The organism is Variovorax sp. 01N425, from assembly GCF_056399465.1.
The window spans coordinates 71006-92397 of sequence record NZ_JBFTRJ010000006.1 but is presented as its reverse complement, the minus strand read 5'-3'; the positions used below and the strand labels follow the sequence as shown (position 1 = coordinate 92397).

Below are 21392 nucleotides of genomic sequence, written 5' to 3'. Positions count from 1 at the left end.
TTTCTCCCATCGACCGATGTCTGTCTCCACCCACGGCCTTCGCGTTCATCGCGGCCCGCAAGTGCTACGCGCTGCGGTGGAACTGTTTTCGTCGATGCGCTTCGCGATTGCGCTGCTCACCGTCATCTGCATCGCATCGATCATCGGCACGGTGCTCAAGCAGCACGAGTCGATCAACAACTACGTCAACCAGTTCGGGCCGTTCTGGGCCGAGCTGTTCCGCGCGGCCAGGCTCGACTCGGTCTACAGCGCCTGGTGGTTCCTGCTGATCCTGCTGTTCCTGGTGATCAGCACGACGCTGTGCATCGCGCGCAATACGCCGCGCATCTTCATCGACCTCAAGACCTTCAAGGAAGGCATCCGTGCGCAGAGCCTGAAGGCCTTCGGCCAGCGCGCCGAGAGCCGGCTCGACGAGGCGCCCGCCGCGGCGGCCAACCGCATCGGCCAGCTGCTGGTGAGCGGCGGATGGAAGGTCAAGCTCCAGCAGCGCGAAGCCGCGGGCGGCCATGCCGAAGCCGGCTGGATGGTGGCCGCACGCGCGGGCGGCGCCCACAAGCTGGGCTACATCGCCGCCCACAGCGCGATCGTTCTGGTGTGCATCGGCGGCCTGCTCGACGGCGACCTGGTGGTGCGGGCCCAGACCTGGTTCAACGGCAAGAGCGTGTTCACCGGCGGCGGCATGATTGCCGACGTGCCGGCGCAGCACCGGCTGTCGCCGCGCAACCCGACCTTCCGCGGCAACATCCTGGTGCCCGAGGGCGCGCAGGGCAGCGTGGCCATCCTGCAGCAGTCCGACGGCGTGCTGCTGCAGGAGCTGCCGTTCTCGATCGAGCTCAAGAAATTCATCGTCGACTACTACTCGACCGGCATGCCCAAGCTGTTCGCAAGCGAGGTGGTGCTGCACGACCGCGAGACCGGCGAGCAGGTGCCCGCGCGCATCGAGGTCAACCATCCGGCCAGCTACAAGGGCGTGGAAATCTACCAGTCGAGCTTCGACGACGGCGGCTCCAAGGTGAAGCTCAAGGCGGTGCCGATGGCGGCTGCGGCCAAGCCCTTCGATGTCGAGGGCGTGATCGGCGGGCCCAGCACTGAAATTACCAACGGCCGCGAGAAGCTCACGCTCGAATACGCCGCGCTGCGCGTCATCAACGTCGAGAACTTTGCCGACGGCGGCGCCATGGGCAGCGGCGCCGACGTGCGCAAGGTCGACCTGCGGCACGACATCGAATCGCGCCTGGGCGCCGCCAACAAGACCAGCAAGCCGAAGGTGCTGCGCAACATCGGCCCGAGCATCGGCTACAAGCTGCGCGATGCCGCGGGACAGGCGCGCGAGTACCAGAACTACATGGTGCCGGTCGATACCGGCGACGGCCAGCCGGTGTTCCTGCTCGGCATGCGCGAAAAACCCGAGGAGCCGTTCCGCTACCTGCGCGTGCCGGCCGACGAGCAAGGCTCCATGGACAGCTTCGTGCGCATGCGCACCGCGCTGGCCGATGCCGACACCCGCAACCGCGCGGTGGAGCGCTACATCGCCAAGGCCGTCGATCCCAAGCGGCCCGAGATGGCCGAGCAGCTGCGCGTTTCGGCGGCGCGTGCGCTCGCCCTGTTTGCCGGCAGCGAGCGCGCCAAGGCCGATGCCGCCACGCTGGGCGGCTGGCAGGCGATTGCCGAATTCATGGAAGCCAACGTGCCCGAAGCCGAGCGCGAACGTGCCGGCGCGGTGCTGGTGCGCATCCTCAACGACGTGCTGTTCGAGGTGCTCAATCTGAGCCGCGAGAGCGCGGGGCTCGCGGCACTGCCAAGCGACGAGAAGTCGCAGGCCTTTCTCACCCAGGCGGTGCTGGCGATCAGCGACGCGTACTTCTATCCGGCGCCGGTCGCCATGATGATGACCGACTTCACCCAGGTACAGGCCAGCGTGTTCCAGGTGGCGCGCGCGCCCGGCAAGAACGTGGTCTATCTGGGCTGCCTGTTGCTGATCATCGGGATTTTTGCCATGCTGTACGTGCGCGAGCGCCGGCTCTGGGTGTGGCTCACCCCCGATGGCGCGGGCTCCGGAGACAACACCACGGCCGCCACGATGGCCTTCTCGGTCAACCGCAAGACCATCGACAGCGATCGCGAGTTCGAGCACCTCAAGCACAAGCTGCTTGCCTTGAAGAAAGAAGGACCGGCGTCACCATGAACACCACCACCCTCACGCTGCACGAAAGCTGGTTTTCGCGGCGCAACTTTTTCGACTGGGTGTTTGCGGCGCTGGTGCTGGCAGGCGGCCTTTTTGCGTTCGCCCGGTACGCGGGCTCGATGGATTCCTACGAGAAGCCCATCCTCGGCGCGGCGATGATCTCGGTCATTGCGATCGGCTGGTTCTGGCGCCCGCTGCGGGTGCTGGCCATCGTGGTGGCCGCGGCCTCGCTGCTGGCCATCAGTTCCTACCAGGGCGACCTGGCGCGCGCGGACACGGTGTTCTGGCTCAAGTACTTCCTGTCGAGCCAGTCGGCCATCCTCTGGATGAGCGTGCTGTTCTTCATGAGCACGCTGTTCTACTGGCTCGGTTTCTTCGGCGGCAAGCAGGGCGACACCTTCGACCTGATCGGCTCGCGGCTGGCCTGGGCCGCCATTGCCATGGCGCTCATCGGCACCATGGTGCGCTGGTACGAGAGCCATCTGCTCGGGCCGGACATCGGCCACATTCCCGTCAGCAACCTGTACGAAGTGTTCGTGCTCTTTTGCTGGCTCACGACGGCCTTCTATCTCTACTTCGAATCGCGCTACGGCACGCGCACGCTCGGCGCCTTCGTGATGCTGGTGGTGAGCGCGGCGGTCGGCTTTTTGCTCTGGTACACGCTGGTGCGCAATGCGCACGAGATCCAGCCGCTGGTGCCCGCGCTGCAGAGCTGGTGGATGAAGCTGCACGTGCCGGCCAACTTCATCGGCTATGGCACCTTCTCGCTCGCGGCCATGGTGGCCTTCGCCTATCTCATCAAGGAGCAGGCCGAGGAAACGCGCTGGTACAAGCTCACGCCGATCTGGCTGCTGGGCGTGGCGCTGTGCTTCGTGCCGGTGGCCTTCCGCCAGCGCGTGCAGGAGGCCGGCGGCAGCTACTGGGTGATCTATGCGGGCATCTCCGCGCTGATTGCCGCGGGCATTCTGCTCGGCCGCCGGCGCATTGCCGCTCGGCTGCCGGCCAACGAGGTGCTCGACGACGTGATGTACAAGTCGATCACGGTCGGCTTTGCCTTCTTCACCATTGCCACCGTGCTCGGCGCGCTGTGGGCGGCCGACGCCTGGGGCGGCTACTGGAGCTGGGACCCGAAGGAAACCTGGGCCCTGATCGTCTGGCTCAACTACGCGGCCTGGCTGCACATGCGGCTGGTCAAGGGCCTGCGCGGCACCGTGGCCGCCTGGTGGGCGCTGGGCGGCCTCGCGGTGACCACCTTCGCCTTTCTTGGCGTGAACATGTTCCTGAGCGGACTGCACAGCTACGGCACGCTGTAGGCAGGGTTGCGGCTTTTCGCGAAGAATTGAAGCCACGCGCAGCGATTGCGCGTAACCGGACCAGGGAATTGCACGAACTACCCTGAGCACAACGATTCACGCGAAAGGCCGTCACATGTCGTTCCATTTCCGTCCGCAGGGTCGCAGCAGCGGCTTCATCCACCCGCTTTCGAGCGAGATCACGCCGCGCGCCGTCTACGAGGGCCGGCGAGACCTGCTCAAGCTGATGGCCGGCGGCGCAGCCGGTGCCGCGCTCGCGAGCTTTGCGGGGCGCGAGGCCTTCGCGCAAGCCACGGGACCGCACAAGCTGGCGCTGCTGCCGGGTGCCAAGTCCGCCGTGCCGGGCGCGCAAACGATGGAAAAGCTCACCGAGTACAAGGACGCGACGAGCTACAACAACTTCTACGAGTTCGGCACCGACAAGGGCGACCCGGTCAAGAACGCCGGCACCCTGAAGACCCGCCCCTGGACCGTGGAGGTCGAGGGCCTGGTCAAGAAGCCCGGCAAGTACGGCATCGAAGACCTGCTCAAGCTCAGTGCGCAGGAAGAGCGCATCTACCGCCTGCGCTGCGTCGAGGGGTGGTCGATGGTCATTCCCTGGGTGGGCTACTCGCTGGCGGAGCTCATCAAGAAGGTCGAGCCGCAGGGCAATGCGAAGTACGTCGAATTCGTGACCCTGGCCGATCCCAAGACCATGCCCTTCGTGGGCTCGCGCGTGCTCGACTGGCCCTACACCGAAGGCCTGCGCATGGACGAGGCCATGCATCCGCTCACCCTGCTGGCTTTCGGCATGTACGGCGAGGTGCTGCCCAACCAGAACGGCGCGCCGGTGCGCATCGTGGTGCCGTGGAAGTACGGCTTCAAGTCGGCCAAGTCGATCGTCAAGATCCGCTTCGTCGAGAAGGAGCCGGGCACGGCCTGGAACAAGGCGGCGGCGCAGGAATACGGCTTCTATTCGAACGTCAATCCGAACGTCGACCATCCGCGCTGGAGCCAGGCCACCGAGCGCCGCATCGGCGACGGCGGCGGACTCTTCGCCAAGCGCACCAAGACGCTGATCTTCAACGGCTACGAAGCCCAGGTCGGCCAGCTCTATGCGGGCATGGACCTGAAGAAGAACTACTGAGCCGGCACCGCCACGCGGCCCTTGCCCCATGAACAAGCTGCTCATGCATCCGGCGGCCAAGCCGGTCATCTTCCTGCTGTGCCTGCTGCCGTTCGCGCGGCTGGCCTATGGCGCATTCACCGACGGGCTGGGCGCGAATCCGGCCGAGTTCCTGATCCGCGCCACCGGCGACTGGACCCTGCGCTTCATCTGCATCGTGCTGGCGGTGACGCCGCTGCGCGTGATGGCCAAGGCCAATGCGCTGGCGCGCTTTCGCCGCATGCTGGGGCTGTTCGCGTATTTCTATGTGGTGCTGCACCTGCTGTGCTACAGCTGGTTCGACATGGGCTTCGAGTGGGCCGACATCGCCAAGGACATTGCCAAGCGGCCGTTCATCCTGGTGGGTTTCTCGGCCTTCGTGCTGCTGACGCCGCTGGCGGCCACCTCGTTCAACCGCGCCATCAAGGCCATGGGCGCCAGGCGCTGGCAGATGCTGCACAAGCTGGTCTACCTGATCGCCGGCCTGGGCCTGCTGCACTTCTTCTGGATGCGTGCGGGCAAGAACAACTTTGCCGAAGTGTTCGTCTATGCCGCGATCATCGCGGTGCTGCTCGGATGGCGCGTGTGGAACTACGCGAGCAAGCGCAGGCCGAAGCCGTCGGCCGGCGTGCGTGGCGGCAGCGGCAGCGAGAAGGCACTGCGCAGCAGCACCGGCTGACCGGCGCGAACCACGCCGGTCGCGCGCGGATCAGCCCTCGATCCGCTCGCTGCGCAGCTGGTCTTCCATCGTCTCGCGGCGGCGGATCAGCGTGGCGCTCCGGCCGCTCACCAGCACTTCGGCGGCACGGCCGCGCGTGTTGTAGTTGCTGGCCATGCTCATGCAGTACGCACCGGCGGACAGCACCGCCAGCAGGTCGCCGGACACCACGTTGAGCGCGCGGTCGCGGCCGATCCAGTCGCCGCTTTCGCAAACCGGGCCGACCACGTCGTAGGTGGGCGCATCGCCGGCGCGGATGCGCAGCGGCACGATCTTCTGGAACGCCTGGTACATCGCGGGGCGGGGCAGGTCGTTCATGGCCGCATCGACGATGCAGAAATTCTTGTCTTCGCCCGGCTTGGTGTAGAGCACCTCGGTCAGGCACACGCCCGCATTGCCGACCAGCGAACGGCCGGGCTCGATGACGAGCTTGCGCTGGCCGAAGCCGCGCGCATCGAGCCGCGCGAGCAGCTGCTGCCACAGCGCATCGGCCTTGGGCGGCACTTCGCCGTTGTAGTCGATGCCCAGGCCGCCGCCGAAGTCGAGGTGGTGAATGGGCACGCCGGCCGCCTCGATGGCCTCGACCAGGTCGAGCACCCGGTCGCAGGCGTCCAGGTAGGGCGAGGCCTCGGTGATCTGCGAGCCGATGTGGCAGTCGATACCCACCACCTCGAGCCCCGGCAGCTTCGCGGCATGGCGGTAGGCCTCGACCGCGCGGTCGTGGGCGATGCCGAACTTGTTGCCCTTGAGGCCGGTGGAAATGTAGGGATGCGTCTTCGGATCGACGTTCGGGTTGATGCGGATGCTGATGGGTGCGCGGCGCCCTTCGGCCAGTGCCACTTCGTTGAGCACGTCGAGCTCGGCTTCGCTCTCGACGTTGAAGCAGGCGATGCCGGCGGCCAGCGCCTGCCGCATTTCGGCGCGGGTCTTGCCCACGCCCGAGAAGATGATCTTGGCCGGGTCGGCGCCCACCGCCAGCACGCGCGCCAGCTCTCCGCCCGAGACGATGTCGAAGCCGCAGCCGGCTTCGGCGAACACGCGCAGCACGCCGAGCGACGAATTCGCCTTCATCGCATAGCAGATCAGGGCGCTGCGGCCCTCGAAGCCGCGCTGGTAGGCGGCCAGCGCGTCGAGCATCCATTGCTTCGAATAGACGAACAGCGGCGTGCCATGCTCGCGCGCCAGCGCTTCCAGGCCGAGGCCTTCGACGTGGAGCGCGCCGTCGCGGTGCGCGATGTGGGGGTGGCCCGGGAGGGGCAGGGAAGCGTTCGTCACTTTTGGGTTCCGGTGCTGGGGGTGGCCGGAGCCGGGGCGCTGCTGGCCGCAGCGGGCTTGGGCGCGGCCTCGGTTTCGGAGGCGGGGCGCGGGCCGCCGGGGGTCAGCAGCTGAGGCAGGGTGGCGCGCTGCGCCGCCGCCGGATCGGTCGGCAGGAACAGCGGTCCGCGCTGGCCGCAAGCAGACAAACCGGCCGCCGCCACGGCAAGACTGACCATGAGCACAGCGCGGGCGGGGGCGCTCACTAGAATTTGACGAACATTCAACATAACGAAATTGTAATGACCGACTCCGAATACATGGACCGCGCCGAAGCCGCGCTCGCCGCCATCGAGCAGGGCTGCGACCGCATCAACGACGCAACCGACGCCGACATCGACAACCAGCGCGTGGGCGGCATGATCACGATTTCATTCAAGAACGGCAGCCAGCTGATCGTGAACCTGCAGAAGCCCCTGCAGGAGATCTGGCTTGCCGCGCGCTCTGGCGGCTATCACTACCGCTACGACGGCAAGGCCTGGGTCGACACCAAGACGGGCGAGGAATTCTTCGGAAATCTTTCGCGTGAGGCGAGCCTTCAGGCCGGGCAGCCGCTGGAGTTTGCGGCCGCCTGAGCCGTCAGCGGCGTCTTCTTCAGTTCCTGAAAAGGTCGAGGATGCGGTTGCGCTCCTCGGGCGGCGGGGGCGGGCTCACCGGAACGCCGCTCAGGGACTCGGCCGGCGGGGATGAAGCGGTGTCCACGCCGAGGCTGGGCACACCGCGGCCCGGCGCGTAGTCGTCGTAGTACCACTCGCCGCCCACACTCACGACGCCCGACGGCGGCGTGGCGGAAAGATCGGTCACGGGCACGCCCTTGATCGCCGTTTCCATGTAGTTGATCCAGATCGGCAGGCTCAGGCCGCCGCCGGTTTCGCGGTCGCCCAGGTTGCGCGGCGTGTCGTAGCCGATCCAGGAGATGGCGGTCATCGTGGGCTGGAAGCCGGCGAACCAGGCGTCGAGCGAATCGTTGGTGGTGCCGGTCTTGCCGTAGAGGTCGGGCCGCTTGAGCATGGCCTGGGCCTTGGCCGCGGTGCCGGCGCGCGCCACCGATTGCAGCAGCGTGTCCATGATGAACGCGTTGCGCTGGGGAATGGCGCGGATCGTCTCGTTGAGCAGCGGCGGCTGCTTGTCGACCAGCACCTTGTCCTTGTGGTCGGTGATGCGGGTCACCAGGTAGGGATTGACGCGGTAGCCGCCATTGGCGAACACCGAGTAGGCGGTGGCCATCTGCATCGGCGTGACCGCGCCGGCGCCCAGCGCCATCGGCAGGTAGGCCGGATGCTTGTCCTTGTCGAAGCCGAAATTGGTGATCCATTCCTGGGCGTAGCGCGTGCCGATCGATTGCAGGATGCGGATCGAGACCAGGTTCTTCGACTTCATGAGCGCGGTGCGCATCGACATCGGGCCGTCGTAGCCCCCGCCGTAGTTCTTGGGCTCCCAGGGCTGCCCGCCGGTGGTGCCGGCATCGAAGAACAGGGGTCCGTCATTGATGACCGTGGCCGGCGTGAAGCCCTTCTCGAGCGCGGCCGAGTAGATGAAGGGCTTGAAGCTCGAGCCCGGCTGGCGCCAGGCCTGCGTCACGTGGTTGAACTTGTTCTTGCCGAAGTCGAATCCGCCCACCAGCGCCTTGATGGCGCCATCGCGCGGGTCCATGGCGACGAAGGCGCCTTCCACTTCGGGCAGCTGGGTGATTTCCCAGGTGTTCTTGGGCGTCTTCACCACGCGGATCACCGCGCCGCGCCGGATCTTGATGTTGGGCGGCGCCTTGTCGGCAAGGCCGGACTGCGCGGGCTTGAGGCCCTCGCCCGTGATCTGCACCGGGTCGCCGTTGCCGCGCACGGCCGAGATTTCCTTGGCGTTGGCCTTGAGCACCACGGCCGCCATCACGTCGCCGTTGTCGGGATGGTCGGTCAGCGCGTCGTCGACCGCGTCGTCGAGTTCCTTCGGGTCGTTGGGCAGCTCGACGAATTTCTCGGGGCCGCGGTAGATCTGGCGCCGCTCGTAGTCCATGATGCCCTTGCGCAGGGCCTTGTATGCCGCAGCCTGGTCGGCGGCGACCAGCGAGGTGTAGACCTTGAGTCCGCGCGTGTAGGTGCTGTCGCCGTACTGCGCATACATCAGCTGGCGCACGGTTTCGGCCACGTATTCGGCGTGCAGGCGGTTCGGGTCGGCCGCATCGCGCAGGTGCAGTTCCTCTTTCTTGGCTTCGGCGGCCTGCTCGGCGGTGATGAAGCCTGCGTCCTGCATGCGGTCGATCACATAGAACTGGCGGCCGCGCGCGCGCTGCGGATTGTTGACAGGGTTGTTCGCGCCCGGCGCCTTCGGCAGGCCCGCCAGCATGGCCGCCTGCGCAATGGAGAGCTCCTGCAGCGGCTTGCCGAAATACGCTTCCGACGCGGCCGCGAAGCCGTAGGCGCGGTTGCCCAGGTAGATCTGGTTCAGGTAGATCTCGAAGATCTGGTCCTTGGTGAGCAGGTGCTCCAGCTTGAAGGTGAGCAGCACCTCGTAGATCTTGCGGGTCAGCGTTTTCTCGGAGCTCAGGTAGACGTTGCGCGCCACCTGCATGGTGATGGTCGAGGCGCCCTGGCTCTTCACGCGGTTCATGTTGGCCAGGCCGGCGCGCACCATGCCCTTGTAGTCGACGCCGCCGTGGTCGTAGAAGCGGGTGTCTTCGGCAGCCAACACCGCCTCCTTCACGAGCTTGGGGATTGCCGCGATCGGGGTTAGATTGCGCCGCTCCTCGCCGAATTCGCCAATCAGGATGCCCTCCGCGGAAAAGACCCGCAGCGGCAGTTTCGGCCGGTAGTCCGACAGCTCGGAGATGTCGGGAAGGTTGGGGTAGGCCACAGCCAGGGCGACGGCGATCACGCACAGCAGCGCCAGAACACCGGCCGCGGCGATGCCGAACCCCCAGACCATGAAGCGCAGCAGCCATTTCAGCCAGGCTGGTCGTGTGGAAGGAGGGGTCTTGGCTGGCCCTTTGGGGCGTGAAGTTTCTTGCATGTGGGCCCGGGGAGTCACCGCACATTATAAAAAGCCGCCCCCTTGCCACGGGCCGAACTTGTGTGCATCGTTGCGGGCTAAACCAAAAGTTACTAAATGTGGCTTCAGCGTCAGCTTTTGACAACGGTCCGCCATTTTGCCGGCGCGGGTTGTTTGGCCGCCGCTACGTCTGCTGCTAGCATGCAACCGAACGCAAATTTTTCCATTGGTTACAAATGCAGGGGTAAAGGGACCTAACTTGGCTGCTTTCGGATCATTGTTTCGCCGTCAGAACGCCCCCATGCTCGGCCTGGATGTCAGCTCTTCCAGCGTGAAGCTGGTCGAGCTCGGCCGTGAAGCCAGTGGCAAGCTGGTTCTCGAGCGCTGCGCGATCGAACCCCTGGAACGGGGCTGGATCACCGACGGCAACGTCGAGAAGTTCGACGAAGTGGCCGAAGCCGTCCGCCGGGTCGTGCGCAAGAGCGGCACCCGCACGCGCAACGTCGCGCTGGCGCTGCCTCCCTCGGCAGTCATCACCAAGAAGATCATTCTTCCGGGCGGCATGAGCGAGCAGGAGCTCGAAATCCAGGTCGAGTCCGAAGCCAACCAGTACATCCCGTTCTCGCTCGACGAGGTCAGCCTCGATTTCTGCGTGACCGGGCAGAGCACCGCCTCTGCCGGCGACGTCGAGGTGCTGATTGCCGCGTCCCGCAAGGAAAAGGTGCAGGACCGCGAAGGCCTGGCCGAAGCGGCCGGGCTGAAGGCGGTGATCCTCGACGTCGAGTCCTACGCCTCCCGACTCGCGACCGCCCGCCTGATCGAACAGTTGCCCGGCAAGGGCCTCGATGCCGTGGTGGCGCTTTTCGAAGTGGGTGCCTTCACCACCAGCATGCAGGTGCTGCGCAACCAGGAAGTGCTGTATGACCGCGACCAGGCCTTCGGCGGCGCGCAGCTGACCCAGCTGATCGTGCGCCAGTACGGTTTCTCGGCCGAAGAGGCCGAAGCCAAGAAGCGCAGCGGCGACCTGCCCGACGACTACGGCTCGGGCGTCCTGAAGCCCTTCGTGGAAAGCATCGCGCAGGAAATTGCCCGTGCGCTGCAGTTCTTCTTCACCAGCACGCCCCACAACCGCGTGGACTACGTGCTGCTTGCCGGCGGCTCGGCCTCGCTGCCCAGCCTGACCAGCGCCGTGACGCGCCAGACCTCGTTCGCCTGTTCGCTCGTGAACCCGTTCGACGGCATGGAACTGGGCCCGAACATCCGCGAGAAGAAGGTCCGGCGCGAAGCGCCCTCCTACCTGACCTCTTGCGGCCTGGCCATGCGGAGGTTCGTGCAGTGATCCTCATCAACCTGCTTCCGCACCGCGAAGCCGCACGCAAGCGGCGCCGCGAAGCGTTCTACGGCACCCTGGGCGCGGCCGCCGTGCTGGGCGTGCTGATCGCCGGCCTGGGCTATCTCTGGTTCGAGGCGCAGATCTCGGCCCAGCAGGCCAAGAACAATTTCCTCAAGACCGAGATCACCAAGCTCGAAGTCGAGATCAAGGAAATCTCGACCCTGCAGGAAGAAATTGCCGCGCTGCGCGCGCGCCAGCAGGCGGTCGAAGACCTCCAGGGCGACCGCAACCTGCCGGTGCACCTGCTCAACGAACTGGTTCGCCAGCTGCCCGACGGCGTCTACCTGACCAGCATGAAGCAGGACAACCAGACCGTCACGCTGCAGGGCATGGCGCAGTCGAACGAGCGCGTCTCGGAGCTGCTGCGCAACCTGGGCAACAACAGCCCGTGGCTGGTCAAGCCCGAGCTGGTCGAAATCACTTCCGCAACGGTGAGCCTGAGTCAGCGCGACCAGCGCCGCGTGGCGAACTTCACCATGCGCATCGGCCTCAAGCGGCCGACCGACGCGCAAAAGGCCGCGGCCGACAAGGCCCTGGCCGCAGCGGCGCCAGCCAAGGGGTAGACGGATCATGGCAAGCAATCGCCCCTCTCAAAAACTGGACGTCGGCGCGGCGCTGCGCGGCTTCGGCGACCAGTTCCGCAACCTGAACCCGAACGACCCGTCCGCATGGCCGGCGGTGCCCCGCTACGCCCTGTGCCTGGCGGTCACGGCCCTGGTGCTGGCCGGCCTGTGGTTCGTGTGGCTGACCAACTCCAACGACGAGCTCGAGAGCGAGCGCGCCAAGGAAGTCACGCTGCGCGCCGACTACCAGAAGAAGGTGGCGCTGGCCGCCAATCTCGACCTGCTGAAGAAGCAGCGCGAGCAGGTGCAGCAATACGTGACGCTGCTCGAGAAGCAGCTGCCCAGCAAGGCGGAAATGGACGCATTGCTGTCCGACATCAACCAGGCCGGGCTCGGGCGCAGCCTGCAGTTCGAACTGTTCCGCCCGGGACAGGTTTCGGTGAAGGACTACTACGCGGAGCTGCCGATCGCCGTGCGCGTGACCGGCCGCTACCACGACATCGGCTCCTTCGCCGCCGACGTCGCGAGCCTCTCGCGCATCGTGACGCTGAACAACCTCACGATCACCCCGCAGCAAAAAGACAAGGACGGCACCCTCACGATGGATGCCACGGCACGCACCTACCGCTATCTCGATGACGAAGAGCGCGCGGCCCAGAAACGCGCCGCGGCGCCGAAGGCGAAGAAATGAGGACCACCGCCAACCTCCTGTGGCTGGTCGCGGCCGCCCTGGGCCTGAGCGCCTGCGCCGATTCGGAGCAGGAAGACCTGCGCCGCTGGATGGTCGAGCAGCGCGCCCAGGTCAAGCCCACGGTGCCGCCGATCACGGAACCCAAGAAATTCACCCCCCAGGCCTACACCGAGGGCGCGGCGTTCGAGCCGTTCAACCTGCTGAAGCTGACCCAGGCGCTGCGCCGGGAATCGAACCAGCCCAGCACGTCGGAACTGATCGCGCCCGAGCTGGTGCGCCGCAAGGAAGCGCTCGAAGCCTTCCCGCTCGACTCCATGGCCATGGTGGGCAGCATGAACCGCAACGGCCAGCCGGTGGCGCTGGTTCGTGTCGACAAGCTGCTCTACAAGGTGCGGGTCGGCGAATACCTGGGCCTCAACTACGGGCGCATTACCCGTATCAACGAAACCGAAATCGCCCTGCGTGAAATCGTGCAGGACGCCGCCGGTGAATGGATCGAACGCGTGGCGACATTGCAGCTGCAAGAGAGTGCGAAATGAATCATAAAAAATCAACGATGGCACAGCGGCTGCGAGCTGCGGGGCTGGGTCTGCTGGCACTTGGCGCTTTCGCTTTGGCCCATGCGCAAAACGCCATCGAGGCGGTGACCAGTTCGACGCAGTCCGGCGCGGAAGTGATCCGCATCGACCTTGCCCAGCCGCTCGCGGCCTTGCCGACCGGCTTTGTCGTGCAGACGCCGGCGCGCATCGCGCTCGATTTTCCGGGCGTCACCAACGCCATCGGCCGCTCTGCCATTGAGGTGAACCAGGGCAACCTGCGTTCCGTCAATGTGGTCCAGGCCGGCGAGCGCAGCCGGGTGGTGCTGAACCTCAAGCAGGCAACCGCATACAAGACCGAGATCCAGGGCAAGTCGCTGCTGGTGATTCTCGAACCCGCGGCCGGCGCCGCGCTGGCGTCGTCCACGCCCACCGTCTTTGCCGAGAACCGCAACCGCGACACCCTGCCGCTGCGCGACGTCGACTTCCGCCTGGGTGCGGACAACACCGGCCGCGTGATCGTCGACCTGCCGAACAACCAGGTCGGCGTGGATGTCAAGCAGCAGGGCAAGAGCCTCGTGGTGGAGTTCACCAAGTCGACGCTGCCCGAGGGCTTGCGCCGCCGCCTCGACGTGGCCGACTTCAATACGCCGGTCCAGCTGATCACCTCGCAACAGTCGGGTGACCGCGTGCGCATGACGATCGAGGCCAAGGGCGACTGGGAGCACAGCGCCTACCAGAGCGAGAACCAGTTCGTGGTGGAGGTCCGCGCCCGCAAGGTGGACCCGGCCAAGCTGACGCAGGGCGTGGGCTACAACGGCGAGAAGCTGTCGCTGAACTTCCAGAACATCGAGATCCGCTCGCTGCTGCAGGTGATTGCCGACTTCACCAACTTCAACATCGTGACCTCCGACTCGGTCACCGGCGCGCTGACGCTGCGGCTGAAGGACGTGCCCTGGGACCAGGCCCTGGACATCATCATGCAGGCCAAGAACCTGGGCATGCGCAAGAACGGCAGCGTGCTGTGGATCGCGCCCAAGGACGAGATCAACGCCAAGGAAAAGCTCGAATTCGAAGCCAAGGCCGCAATCGAGAACCTGGAGCCGCTGCGCACCCAGTCGTTCCAGCTCAACTACACCAAGGCGATCGCCATTGCGCAGGGCCTGACCGGCACCGGCGCCTCGGCCGGCGGCGGTGGCGGCTCCGGCACCACCACGCGCATCCTGAGCCCGCGCGGCAGCGTGATCGCGGAGTCGCGCACCAACCAGCTGTTCGTGTCGGACATTCCCTCGCGCCTGGCGCAAGTGGCCGACCTGATCCAGAAGCTCGACATCCCGGTTCGGCAGGTGCTGATCGAAGCGCGCATCGTGGAAGCCTCCGACACCTTCGGCAAGTCGCTCGGTGTGCGGCTGGGCGGCGGTATCTCCCGCGAACGCGTCGCGTCGGCCAACGGCAATCCGGCATACGGCACCTTCGGCGTCATGCCCGTCACCACCGCCGCCGGCGGCGTGGGCGGCGCAACAGCCACCTGGACCAACTCCAACTTCATCAACCTGCCCGCAGGCGATGCCGGCGGCACCGGCAATGCGCCCGGTACCTTCGCGATCTCGCTGTTCAACTCGAGCTTGTCGCGCATGCTGAACCTCGAGATCTCGGCGCTCGAGGCCGACGGCAAGGGCAAGCTGGTGTCCAGCCCGCGCGTCATCACGGCCGACCAGACCAAGGCGCTGATCGAGCAGGGCGAGGAAATTCCCTACCAGCAGGCCACGTCCAGCGGCGCCACCTCCATCTCGTTCCGCAAGGCGGTGCTGAAGCTCGAGGTCACGCCGCAGATCACACCCGAAGGCAACATCATCCTCACGCTCGACGTGAGCAAGGATGCCCGCGGCGTCAACACCTCGGCCGGCCCGGCCATCAACACCAAGCACGTGCAGACCGAGGTGCTGGTCGAGAACGGCGGCACGGTCGTCATCGGTGGTATCTTCGAACTCACCGAAACCAATGACGAATCGCGCGTGCCGGTGCTGGGTGAAGTGCCCTACCTGGGTGCACTGTTCCGCAAGCGCGAACGCGTTGCCAACAAGACCGAAATGCTCGTCTTTATCACTCCGAAGATGATTACCGACCGCAACGCCGCGCGCTGACGCGCGGGCGTAGCAGCCACCGCGTGGCGATCGCACTCGTCGGGTTGCCCGGCGCCGGAAAGTCCGCAGTGGGCCGGCGCCTGGGCGCACGCCTGGACCTTCCCTTCGTCGATACCGACCACGTGATCGAGCAGCGCATCGGCTGCTCGATCCGCGATTACTTCGAGCGGGAGGGCGAAATCGCCTTCCGCGACCTCGAGCAGGCCGCCATCGCCGACCTGGCCGCCCAGCCCCACGGCGTGCTGGCCACGGGCGGCGGCGCCGTGCTGCGGGAAGCCAACCGCCAGCAGCTGCGGGACCACTTCCATGTGATCTACCTGCGCTCCTCGCCCGAAGACCTGTTCCGGCGCCTGCGCCACGACGTCAAGCGGCCCCTGCTGCAGGTGGCCGATCCGCTGGGCCGGCTGCGCGAACTGCACGATGCGCGCGATCCGCTCTATCGCGAGACAGCCCACGAGGTGGTCGACACCGGGCGCCCCTCGATCGCCATGCTGGTCAACATCATCGTGATGCAGCTGGAGCTTGCCGGCATCGTGGCCGCGGGCACGCCGCCCGAAGAGCCCTCCGACTGAAGCGCCGGCGCGCAGCGCCTAAACTCGCTGCCATGCCATTGCCCGCACCTTCCGCACCGCCAGAACGCGTCGACATCCAGCTCGGCGAACGCAGCTACCCGATCCTGATCGGCGCCGGCCTGCTGGACAACCCCCAGAGCTTCGCCGCCGTGCCCGCGGCCGCCAGCGCGCTGGTCGTCAGCAACACCACCGTGGCGCCGCTCTACGCCAAGGCCCTGCGCCAGGCGCTGGCCGGGCGCTTTCGCACGGTCCACCTGCTCGAGCTGCCCGACGGCGAGGTGCACAAGAACCTCGAGACCCTGAACCTGATCTTCGATGCCCTGCTCGGCCACGCCAGCGATCGCAAGACCGTGCTGTTTGCGCTGGGCGGCGGCGTGGTGGGCGACATGACCGGCTTTGCCGCCGCGAGCTACATGCGCGGCGTGCCCTTTGTGCAGGTGCCGACCACGCTGCTGGCGCAGGTCGATTCGTCGGTCGGCGGCAAGACCGCCATCAACCATCCGCTCGGCAAGAACATGATCGGCGCCTTCTACCAGCCGCAGCTCGTGGTGTGCGACCTGGCTACGCTGCAGACGCTGCCGCCGCGCGAACTCAGCGCGGGCCTGGCCGAGGTCATCAAGTACGGCCCGATCCACGACATGGCCTTCTTCGACTGGATCGAGGCGAATGTCGACGCCCTCGTGGCACGCGAGCCCGCCGCATTGGCCCATGCGGTCAAGCGCAGCTGCGAGATCAAGGCGCTGGTCGTCGGCCAGGACGAGCGCGAGACCGGCCTGCGGGCCATCCTCAATTTCGGCCACACCTTCGGCCATGCGATCGAGTCGGGCCTGGGCTACGGCGAGTGGCTGCATGGCGAAGCGGTCGGCTGCGGCATGGTGATGGCGGCGCACCTGTCGCAGCGGCTCGGCGGCGTCGATGCAGCGTTCGTCGAACGGCTCACGCGGCTGATCGAGCGTGCCGGCCTGCCGACCACCGGCCCCGCGCTGGGCGCCGACCGGTACCTCGAACTGATGCGGGTCGACAAGAAATCCGAGGCGGGCGAGATCCGTTTCGTGGTGATCGACAAGCCGGGCTCCGCCGCCGTCAGCAGCGCGCCCGATGCGCTGGTGCGCGAAGTGCTCGCGCGCTGCTGCCAGGCCGAATGAGCGCAGCGCCGAGGGTGCACCGATGAGCCTCGCGGCCTATGCCTGCCACCCCGCGCGCTCGCGCGGAAGGCGCCATGCCGAGCCGCCGGCGCCCACGCGCGACGCCTTCCAGCGCGACCGCGACCGCATCGTGCATTCCACCGCGTTCCGGCGGCTGGTCTACAAGACGCAGGTCTTCCTGAACCACGAAGGCGACCTGTTCCGGACCCGGCTCACGCATTCGCTCGAAGTCGCGCAGCTGGGCCGCTCCATCGCGCGGGCCCTGCGCATCAACGAAGACCTGGTCGAAGCGATTGCCCTTGCGCACGACCTCGGCCACACGCCGTTCGGCCATGCGGGGCAGGACGCGCTCAACGCCTGCATGGAAGGCCACGGCGGCTTCGAGCACAACCTGCAGAGCCTGCGCGTGGTCGACGCCCTGGAGCACCGCTATCCGCAGTACGACGGCCTGAATCTCAGCTTCGAGACCCGCGAAGGCATCCTCAAGCACTGCTCGCGCGCCAATGCCGAGCGCCTGGAGGCGGGTGAACCCCACGGCGTGGCGCGCCGCTTCCTGGACCGCACGCAGCCGGGCCTCGAGGCGCAGCTTTGCAACCTGGCCGACGCCATCGCCTACAACGCGCACGACATCGACGACGGCGTGCGCTCCGGACTCATCAACGTCGAGCAGCTCGGCGAGGTGGAGCTGTTCGAGCGCTACCGCCGCGAAGCGCTGGCCGAATACCCGCAGCTGGAAGGGCGGCGCGTGCTCTACGAAACCATCCGGCGCATGCTGAGCGCGCAGGTCTACGACGTGATCGACGCCACGCGTGCGGCACTCGAAACAGCGAAGCCGGCCGATGCCGATGGCGTGCGCAAGGCGCCGCCGCTCGTTGCGTTCAGCGAAACCATGCAGGCGCAATCGAACGAGCTCAAGGCCTTCCTGTTCCGCAACCTCTATCGCCATCCGCAAGTGAGGCAGACCACCGACCAGGCGCAGCAGGTGGTGCGGGAACTGTTCGAGGCCTATCTGGCGCGCGGCGCCGAGATGCCTGTTTCCTACGCAGACCGGCGCGACCAGCATCGCGCCGTGGCCGACTACATCGCCGGCATGACCGACCGCTTCGCCATGCGCGAGCATGAACGGCTGACCGGCCGGCGGGGGATTGCATGAGCGCAGCGCCGGGCCGCCCCAAGCAAGCGCGCACCGCAGCCCGTCAGGGCGAAGGTGGTCCCATGAGTCCTGCAGCCGTTGCTTCCGCGCGCGTGCCTGCCGCCGCCTTTGCGGTGGTGCTGGGCGGCGTCAGCGCCGCGCTGCACCTGGGCAAGCTGCCGCCCGCGGTGCCGGCGCTGCAGGCGTCGCTCGGCATCGACCTGGTCGAGGCCGGATTCCTGCTGTCGCTGGTGCAGGTGGCGAGCATGAGCCTGGGGCTGATCGCGGGGCTCGCGGCCGACACCATCGGCCTGCGCCGCAGCATGCTGACCGGCCTTTTGGTGCTGACGGTGGCGAGCCTGCTGGGCGGCGCGGTCGGCGCGGGCTTGTTGGGCGGTGCCTTTGCGGTGCAATGGCTGCTCGGCCTGCGCGCGCTCGAAGGCATCGGCTTTCTGCTGGCGGTCATGCCGGGGCCGGGGCTGATCCGGGCCCTGACGCCGGCGGGCGCGGACAAGGCGGCGCTCGGCATCTGGGGCGCCTACATGCCGCTGGGCGTTGCGCTTGCGCTGCTCTTCGGGCCGGCGCTGATCGCCTGGGGCGGATGGGCCGACTGGTGGTGGACGCTGTCGGCCGTGTCGGCGGCCGCGGCGCTCTGGCTGTGGCTGGCGGTGCCCGCGGATGCGTTGCGCACGGGGGCGGCGCGCGGCATGGCCGGCGGCTGGCCGTCGCGCCTGCGCGCCACGGTCGGCGCACGCGCACCCTGGATGATCGCGCTGACCTTCGCCGTGTATTCGGCGCAGTGGATGGCGGTGATCGGCTTTCTTCCGGCCATCTATGCCGGCGCCGGCGTGCCGGCCGGCTGGGGCGCGGTGCTCACCGCGGTGGCGGCCGCGATGAACATCGTCGGCAACGTCGCGGGCGGCCGTTGGCTCCAGCGCGGCGTCGCGCCCGAGCGCCTGCTGCAGGCGGGTTTCCTGGCGATGGCGTTGGGTGGCCTTGCCGCCTTCGCGCAGCTGGGGCAGGGCGAAGGCGCGCTCGGCCTGCCGCCGGTGCTTCGCTATGCCGCGGTCTGCGTCTTTTCGCTGGGCGGCGGCATGGTGCCGGCGACGCTGTTCCTGCTCGGGGTCCGGCTGGCGCCCGGTCCGTCCACGGTTTCCACCACCGTCGGACTCATGCAGCAGGCGTCCTCTCTGGGGCAGTTCCTGGCGCCGCCGGCGGTGGCCTGGGTGGCCCTGCGGGCCGGCGGCTGGCACTGGACGTGGACCGCCACGCTCGCATGCTCGCTCGCGGGCATGGCTCTGGCGCGGCGCCTCGGCAAAATTCGCCCTGCGGCGGAGGTGGCATGACCAGCCCGGCGACAATCGATGCCATCCAGGCCGAAGCCGACATGCGGCGCTGGCTCGAACGCGCGGTGATCGGGCTCAACCTGTGCCCGTTCGCGAAGGCGGTGTACGTCAAGGCGCAGATCCGCTATGCCGTGTACCTGCCCACCGATGAAGCCGCGCTGATCGACATGCTCCTGGCCGAGGCCGATGAACTCGCCGCGCTCGATGCCTCCGTGCGCGACACCACCTTGCTGATAGCACCCAACACCTTGGCCGATTTCCTGGATTTCAACGACTTCACGGCACGCGCCGAACGCCGGCTCGCACGCGCGGGCTTCGACGGCGTGTTCCAGCTCGCGAGCTTCCATCCGCGCTTCCAGTTCGCGGGCACCGACGCCGACGACATCGGCAACGCCACCAACCGCGCGCCGTACCCCACGCTGCACCTGCTGCGCGAGGACAGCGTGAGCCGCGCGGTCGAGGCCTTTCCCGAAGCCGAAGCCATCTTCGAGCGCAACATCGAGACGCTCGAAGCGCTGGGGCCGGACGGCTGGGCCGCGCTGGACGTGGGCCCGGGGAGCGCCCGGCCATGAGCGCGCCGGCAGCAACCAAGGCCGTGAAGACGGCCAAGACCGCCAAGGCCGAAGCCGAGCTGGCGGAGGTCCTGCGGCCGGGCCAGTCGATCGAGCTTCTGAAGGAACTGCACATCCTCACGCGCGAAGGCCGGCTTAACCAGGATTCGCGGCGCAAGCTCAAGCAGGTCTACCACCTGTTCCAGTTCATCGAGCAGCTGCTGCGCGAACTGCCGGGCGGCGGCGCGGAAGCCACGCTGGCCGACCATGGCGCGGGCAAGTCGTACCTGGGCTTCATCATCTACGACCTGTTCTTCCGCTCGCGCGAAGGCGGCCATGTCTACGGCATCGAGACGCGCAGCGAGCTGGTCGAGAAATCGCGGGCATTGGCGCGCCAGCTCGGCTTCGACCGCATGTCCTTCCTGAACCTCACCGTGGCCGAGTCGGCCCAGGCGAGCGAACTGCCCGAGCGCATCGACGTGGTCACCGCGCTGCACGCCTGCGACACCGCCACCGACGACGCGATCGCCTTCGGGCTCGCGAAGAAAGCGCGCTGCATGGTGCTGGTGCCCTGCTGCCAGGCCGAGGTGGCGGCCTGCCTGCGCGAAACCAAGGCGCTGGCCTTGTCGCGCACGCCATTGGCCGAGCTCTGGCGCCATCCGCTGCACACCCGCGAAATCGGCAGCCAGCTCACCAACGTGCTGCGCTGCCTGTACCTCGAGGCCAATGGCTACAGCGTCACGGTCACCGAACTGGTGGGCTGGGAGCACAGCATGAAGAACGAGCTGATCCTGGCGCGCCACACCGGCCAGCGCAAGGCCGGTGCGGCGGCGCGGCTCGGCGAGCTGCTGTCGCAGTTCGGGCTCGACACGCTGGGCGAGACGCGGTTTCGCCTGCCCTGAACTCCCGCCGAAGCGCACAGCGCCGCGCTCGTCACGCCATGGCCCGTCTGCCCCGCCTCACGCTTCCCGGCCTGCCGCACCACGTGATCCAGCGCGGCAACAACCGCCAGGCCATCTTCATCGACCGCGCCGACCACGAGCGGCTGCTCGGCCTGATGGCGGACGCGGCCCCGCGCTTCGGCGTGGCGCTGCATGCCTACGTGCTGATGGACAACCACTTCCATCTGCTGGCCACGCCCGACACGACCACCGGGCTGCCGCAGTTCATGCAGGCGGTGGGGCGCAGCTACGTGCGCTATTTCAACGACCGCCACGGCCGCAGCGGCACCCTGTGGGAAGGGCGCTACAGGTCGACGCTGATCCAGACCGACCGCTATCTGCTGACCTGCATGGCGTACATCGACCTGAATCCCGTGCGGGCCGGCCTGGTGTCGGACGCGCGCGACTTTCCATGGTCCAGCCACGGGCACTACGCGGGCCTGCGGCACGACAGGCTGCTGACGCCGCATCCCCTGTATTGGGAGCTGGGCAACACGCCGTTTGCCCGCGAGGCGGCGTACGTCGAACTGGTGCGCGGCGGCGTGCGCGCGGCCGACCAGGGCACGCTGACCGAGGCCACCTTGCGCGGCTGGGCGGCCGGCGATGCCGATTTTTTGGCGTCGCTTCAGAAAGCGACCGAACGCCGCGTCGCCAAAGCCAAGGCCGGGCGTCCGCCGGCGGCTTCCGATTCCTGAGCCAAAGCTTCCCGCCGCGGGACTCCG

The 21392-nt window shown here is 67.3% G+C and carries 20 protein-coding genes; 17 read left to right on the top strand and 3 right to left on the bottom strand.

Annotated elements, in window-relative coordinates; translation table 11 throughout:
* The first annotated feature begins 16 nt into the window (after positions 1 to 16).
* The 4 genes from AC1DSC_RS12335 (at position 17) to AC1DSC_RS12320 (ending at position 5321) form a co-directional block, all read left to right on the top strand.
* Complete coding sequence (locus tag AC1DSC_RS12335; RefSeq protein ID WP_027730059.1) at positions 17 to 2185, top strand: cytochrome c biogenesis protein ResB; 2169 nt, start codon at positions 17 to 19, stop codon at positions 2183 to 2185.
* Positions 2182 to 3498, top strand: a complete 1317-nt coding sequence (ccsB, locus tag AC1DSC_RS12330) for a c-type cytochrome biogenesis protein CcsB (protein ID WP_018907492.1) — start codon at positions 2182 to 2184, stop codon at positions 3496 to 3498. The genes AC1DSC_RS12335 and ccsB overlap by 4 nt, the downstream gene beginning before the upstream one ends.
* A gap of 115 nt (positions 3499 to 3613) precedes the next feature.
* Positions 3614 to 4624: a protein-methionine-sulfoxide reductase catalytic subunit MsrP gene (msrP, locus tag AC1DSC_RS12325; RefSeq protein ID WP_018907493.1), complete on the top strand. Its 1011-nt coding sequence runs from the start codon at positions 3614 to 3616 to the stop codon at positions 4622 to 4624.
* A gap of 28 nt (positions 4625 to 4652) precedes the next feature.
* Entirely contained in the window at positions 4653 to 5321 is a 669-nt protein-coding gene (locus tag AC1DSC_RS12320; RefSeq protein WP_018907494.1) for a protein-methionine-sulfoxide reductase heme-binding subunit MsrQ, read from the top strand.
* A gap of 30 nt (positions 5322 to 5351) precedes the next feature.
* Here the strand turns inward: AC1DSC_RS12320 and lysA are convergent, their stop codons facing one another.
* Positions 5352 to 6635: a diaminopimelate decarboxylase gene (gene lysA / locus AC1DSC_RS12315; protein WP_062363065.1), complete on the bottom strand. Its 1284-nt coding sequence runs from the start codon at positions 6633 to 6635 to the stop codon at positions 5352 to 5354.
* Positions 6632 to 6853, bottom strand: coding sequence for an LPS translocon maturation chaperone LptM (gene lptM / locus AC1DSC_RS12310; RefSeq protein ID WP_155736560.1), 222 nt, complete (start codon positions 6851 to 6853; stop codon positions 6632 to 6634). Before lptM ends, lysA begins: the two co-directional genes overlap by 4 nt.
* Positions 6854 to 6916: 63 nt before the next feature.
* Here lptM and cyaY point away from each other — a divergent pair, with 63 nt between their 5' ends.
* The gene (gene cyaY / locus AC1DSC_RS12305) at positions 6917 to 7249 is read left to right on the top strand and encodes an iron donor protein CyaY (protein ID WP_012746287.1); all 333 of its coding nucleotides are present in this window, start codon (positions 6917 to 6919) and stop codon (positions 7247 to 7249) included.
* Between the two features lie 19 nt (positions 7250 to 7268).
* On the opposite strand, the gene AC1DSC_RS12300 is transcribed toward cyaY, so the two are convergent.
* Positions 7269 to 9677: a penicillin-binding protein 1A gene (locus AC1DSC_RS12300; RefSeq protein ID WP_026284348.1), complete on the bottom strand. Its 2409-nt coding sequence runs from the start codon at positions 9675 to 9677 to the stop codon at positions 7269 to 7271.
* 238 nt (positions 9678 to 9915) lie between these two features.
* Here AC1DSC_RS12300 and AC1DSC_RS12295 point away from each other — a divergent pair, with 238 nt between their 5' ends.
* The 12 genes from AC1DSC_RS12295 to AC1DSC_RS12240 all read left to right on the top strand — a co-directional run bounded on the left by AC1DSC_RS12295 (position 9916) and on the right by AC1DSC_RS12240 (position 21365).
* On the top strand, positions 9916 to 10995 hold the full coding sequence (locus tag AC1DSC_RS12295; protein WP_012746289.1) for a pilus assembly protein PilM: 1080 nt from the start codon (positions 9916 to 9918) through the stop codon (positions 10993 to 10995).
* Complete coding sequence (locus tag AC1DSC_RS12290; RefSeq protein WP_012746290.1) at positions 10992 to 11612, top strand: PilN domain-containing protein; 621 nt, start codon at positions 10992 to 10994, stop codon at positions 11610 to 11612. Before AC1DSC_RS12295 ends, AC1DSC_RS12290 begins: the two co-directional genes overlap by 4 nt.
* A gap of 7 nt (positions 11613 to 11619) precedes the next feature.
* Positions 11620 to 12303, top strand: a complete 684-nt coding sequence (locus AC1DSC_RS12285) for a type IV pilus inner membrane component PilO (protein ID WP_012746291.1) — start codon at positions 11620 to 11622, stop codon at positions 12301 to 12303.
* A complete protein-coding gene (locus tag AC1DSC_RS12280; RefSeq protein WP_012746292.1) occupies positions 12300 to 12842 on the top strand; it encodes a pilus assembly protein PilP in 543 nt (180 codons plus the stop codon). The genes AC1DSC_RS12285 and AC1DSC_RS12280 overlap by 4 nt, the downstream gene beginning before the upstream one ends.
* Positions 12839 to 14983 carry a type IV pilus secretin PilQ gene (locus tag AC1DSC_RS12275; protein ID WP_012746293.1) on the top strand — a complete coding sequence of 715 codons (2145 nt, stop codon included), beginning with the start codon at positions 12839 to 12841 and terminating at the stop codon, positions 14981 to 14983. Before AC1DSC_RS12280 ends, AC1DSC_RS12275 begins: the two co-directional genes overlap by 4 nt.
* A gap of 23 nt (positions 14984 to 15006) precedes the next feature.
* The gene (locus tag AC1DSC_RS12270; protein ID WP_012746294.1) at positions 15007 to 15555 is read left to right on the top strand and encodes a shikimate kinase; all 549 of its coding nucleotides are present in this window, start codon (positions 15007 to 15009) and stop codon (positions 15553 to 15555) included.
* A gap of 32 nt (positions 15556 to 15587) precedes the next feature.
* Entirely contained in the window at positions 15588 to 16700 is a 1113-nt protein-coding gene (gene aroB, locus AC1DSC_RS12265; RefSeq protein ID WP_062363060.1) for a 3-dehydroquinate synthase, read from the top strand.
* A 22-nt stretch (positions 16701 to 16722) separates the two neighbouring features.
* Positions 16723 to 17853: a deoxyguanosinetriphosphate triphosphohydrolase gene (locus tag AC1DSC_RS12260; RefSeq protein ID WP_062363058.1), complete on the top strand. Its 1131-nt coding sequence runs from the start codon at positions 16723 to 16725 to the stop codon at positions 17851 to 17853.
* Between the two features lie 62 nt (positions 17854 to 17915).
* Positions 17916 to 19178, top strand: coding sequence for an MFS transporter (locus AC1DSC_RS12255; protein ID WP_062363055.1), 1263 nt, complete (start codon positions 17916 to 17918; stop codon positions 19176 to 19178).
* A complete protein-coding gene (locus AC1DSC_RS12250) occupies positions 19175 to 19750 on the top strand; it encodes a DUF1415 domain-containing protein (protein ID WP_062363052.1) in 576 nt (191 codons plus the stop codon). Before AC1DSC_RS12255 ends, AC1DSC_RS12250 begins: the two co-directional genes overlap by 4 nt.
* Complete coding sequence (locus AC1DSC_RS12245; protein ID WP_018906528.1) at positions 19747 to 20631, top strand: class I SAM-dependent methyltransferase; 885 nt, start codon at positions 19747 to 19749, stop codon at positions 20629 to 20631. Before AC1DSC_RS12250 ends, AC1DSC_RS12245 begins: the two co-directional genes overlap by 4 nt.
* A 38-nt stretch (positions 20632 to 20669) precedes the next feature.
* A complete protein-coding gene (locus AC1DSC_RS12240) occupies positions 20670 to 21365 on the top strand; it encodes a transposase (RefSeq protein WP_062363049.1) in 696 nt (231 codons plus the stop codon).
* The last annotated feature ends 27 nt before the right edge of the window (positions 21366 to 21392 follow it).

Bases quoted from the DNA above. Each gene is read 5' to 3' on its own strand.
- AC1DSC_RS12335 (WP_027730059.1), top strand. From the start codon at position 17: ATGTCTGTCTCCACCCACGGCCTTCGCGTTCATCGCGGCCCGCAAGTG.
- ccsB (WP_018907492.1), top strand. From the start codon at position 2,182: ATGAACACCACCACCCTCACGCTGCACGAAAGCTGGTTTTCGCGGCGC.
- msrP (WP_018907493.1), top strand. From the start codon at position 3,614: ATGTCGTTCCATTTCCGTCCGCAGGGTCGCAGCAGCGGCTTCATCCAC.
- AC1DSC_RS12320 (WP_018907494.1), top strand. From the start codon at position 4,653: ATGAACAAGCTGCTCATGCATCCGGCGGCCAAGCCGGTCATCTTCCTG.
- lptM (WP_155736560.1), bottom strand. From the start codon at position 6,853: ATGGTCAGTCTTGCCGTGGCGGCGGCCGGTTTGTCTGCTTGCGGCCAG.
- cyaY (WP_012746287.1), top strand. From the start codon at position 6,917: ATGACCGACTCCGAATACATGGACCGCGCCGAAGCCGCGCTCGCCGCC.
- AC1DSC_RS12300 (WP_026284348.1), bottom strand. From the start codon at position 9,677: ATGCAAGAAACTTCACGCCCCAAAGGGCCAGCCAAGACCCCTCCTTCC.
- AC1DSC_RS12285 (WP_012746291.1), top strand. From the start codon at position 11,620: ATGGCAAGCAATCGCCCCTCTCAAAAACTGGACGTCGGCGCGGCGCTG.
- AC1DSC_RS12280 (WP_012746292.1), top strand. From the start codon at position 12,300: ATGAGGACCACCGCCAACCTCCTGTGGCTGGTCGCGGCCGCCCTGGGC.
- AC1DSC_RS12275 (WP_012746293.1), top strand. From the start codon at position 12,839: ATGAATCATAAAAAATCAACGATGGCACAGCGGCTGCGAGCTGCGGGG.
- aroB (WP_062363060.1), top strand. From the start codon at position 15,588: ATGCCATTGCCCGCACCTTCCGCACCGCCAGAACGCGTCGACATCCAG.
- AC1DSC_RS12260 (WP_062363058.1), top strand. From the start codon at position 16,723: ATGAGCCTCGCGGCCTATGCCTGCCACCCCGCGCGCTCGCGCGGAAGG.
- AC1DSC_RS12255 (WP_062363055.1), top strand. From the start codon at position 17,916: ATGAGTCCTGCAGCCGTTGCTTCCGCGCGCGTGCCTGCCGCCGCCTTT.
- AC1DSC_RS12250 (WP_062363052.1), top strand. From the start codon at position 19,175: ATGACCAGCCCGGCGACAATCGATGCCATCCAGGCCGAAGCCGACATG.
- AC1DSC_RS12245 (WP_018906528.1), top strand. From the start codon at position 19,747: ATGAGCGCGCCGGCAGCAACCAAGGCCGTGAAGACGGCCAAGACCGCC.
- AC1DSC_RS12240 (WP_062363049.1), top strand. From the start codon at position 20,670: ATGGCCCGTCTGCCCCGCCTCACGCTTCCCGGCCTGCCGCACCACGTG.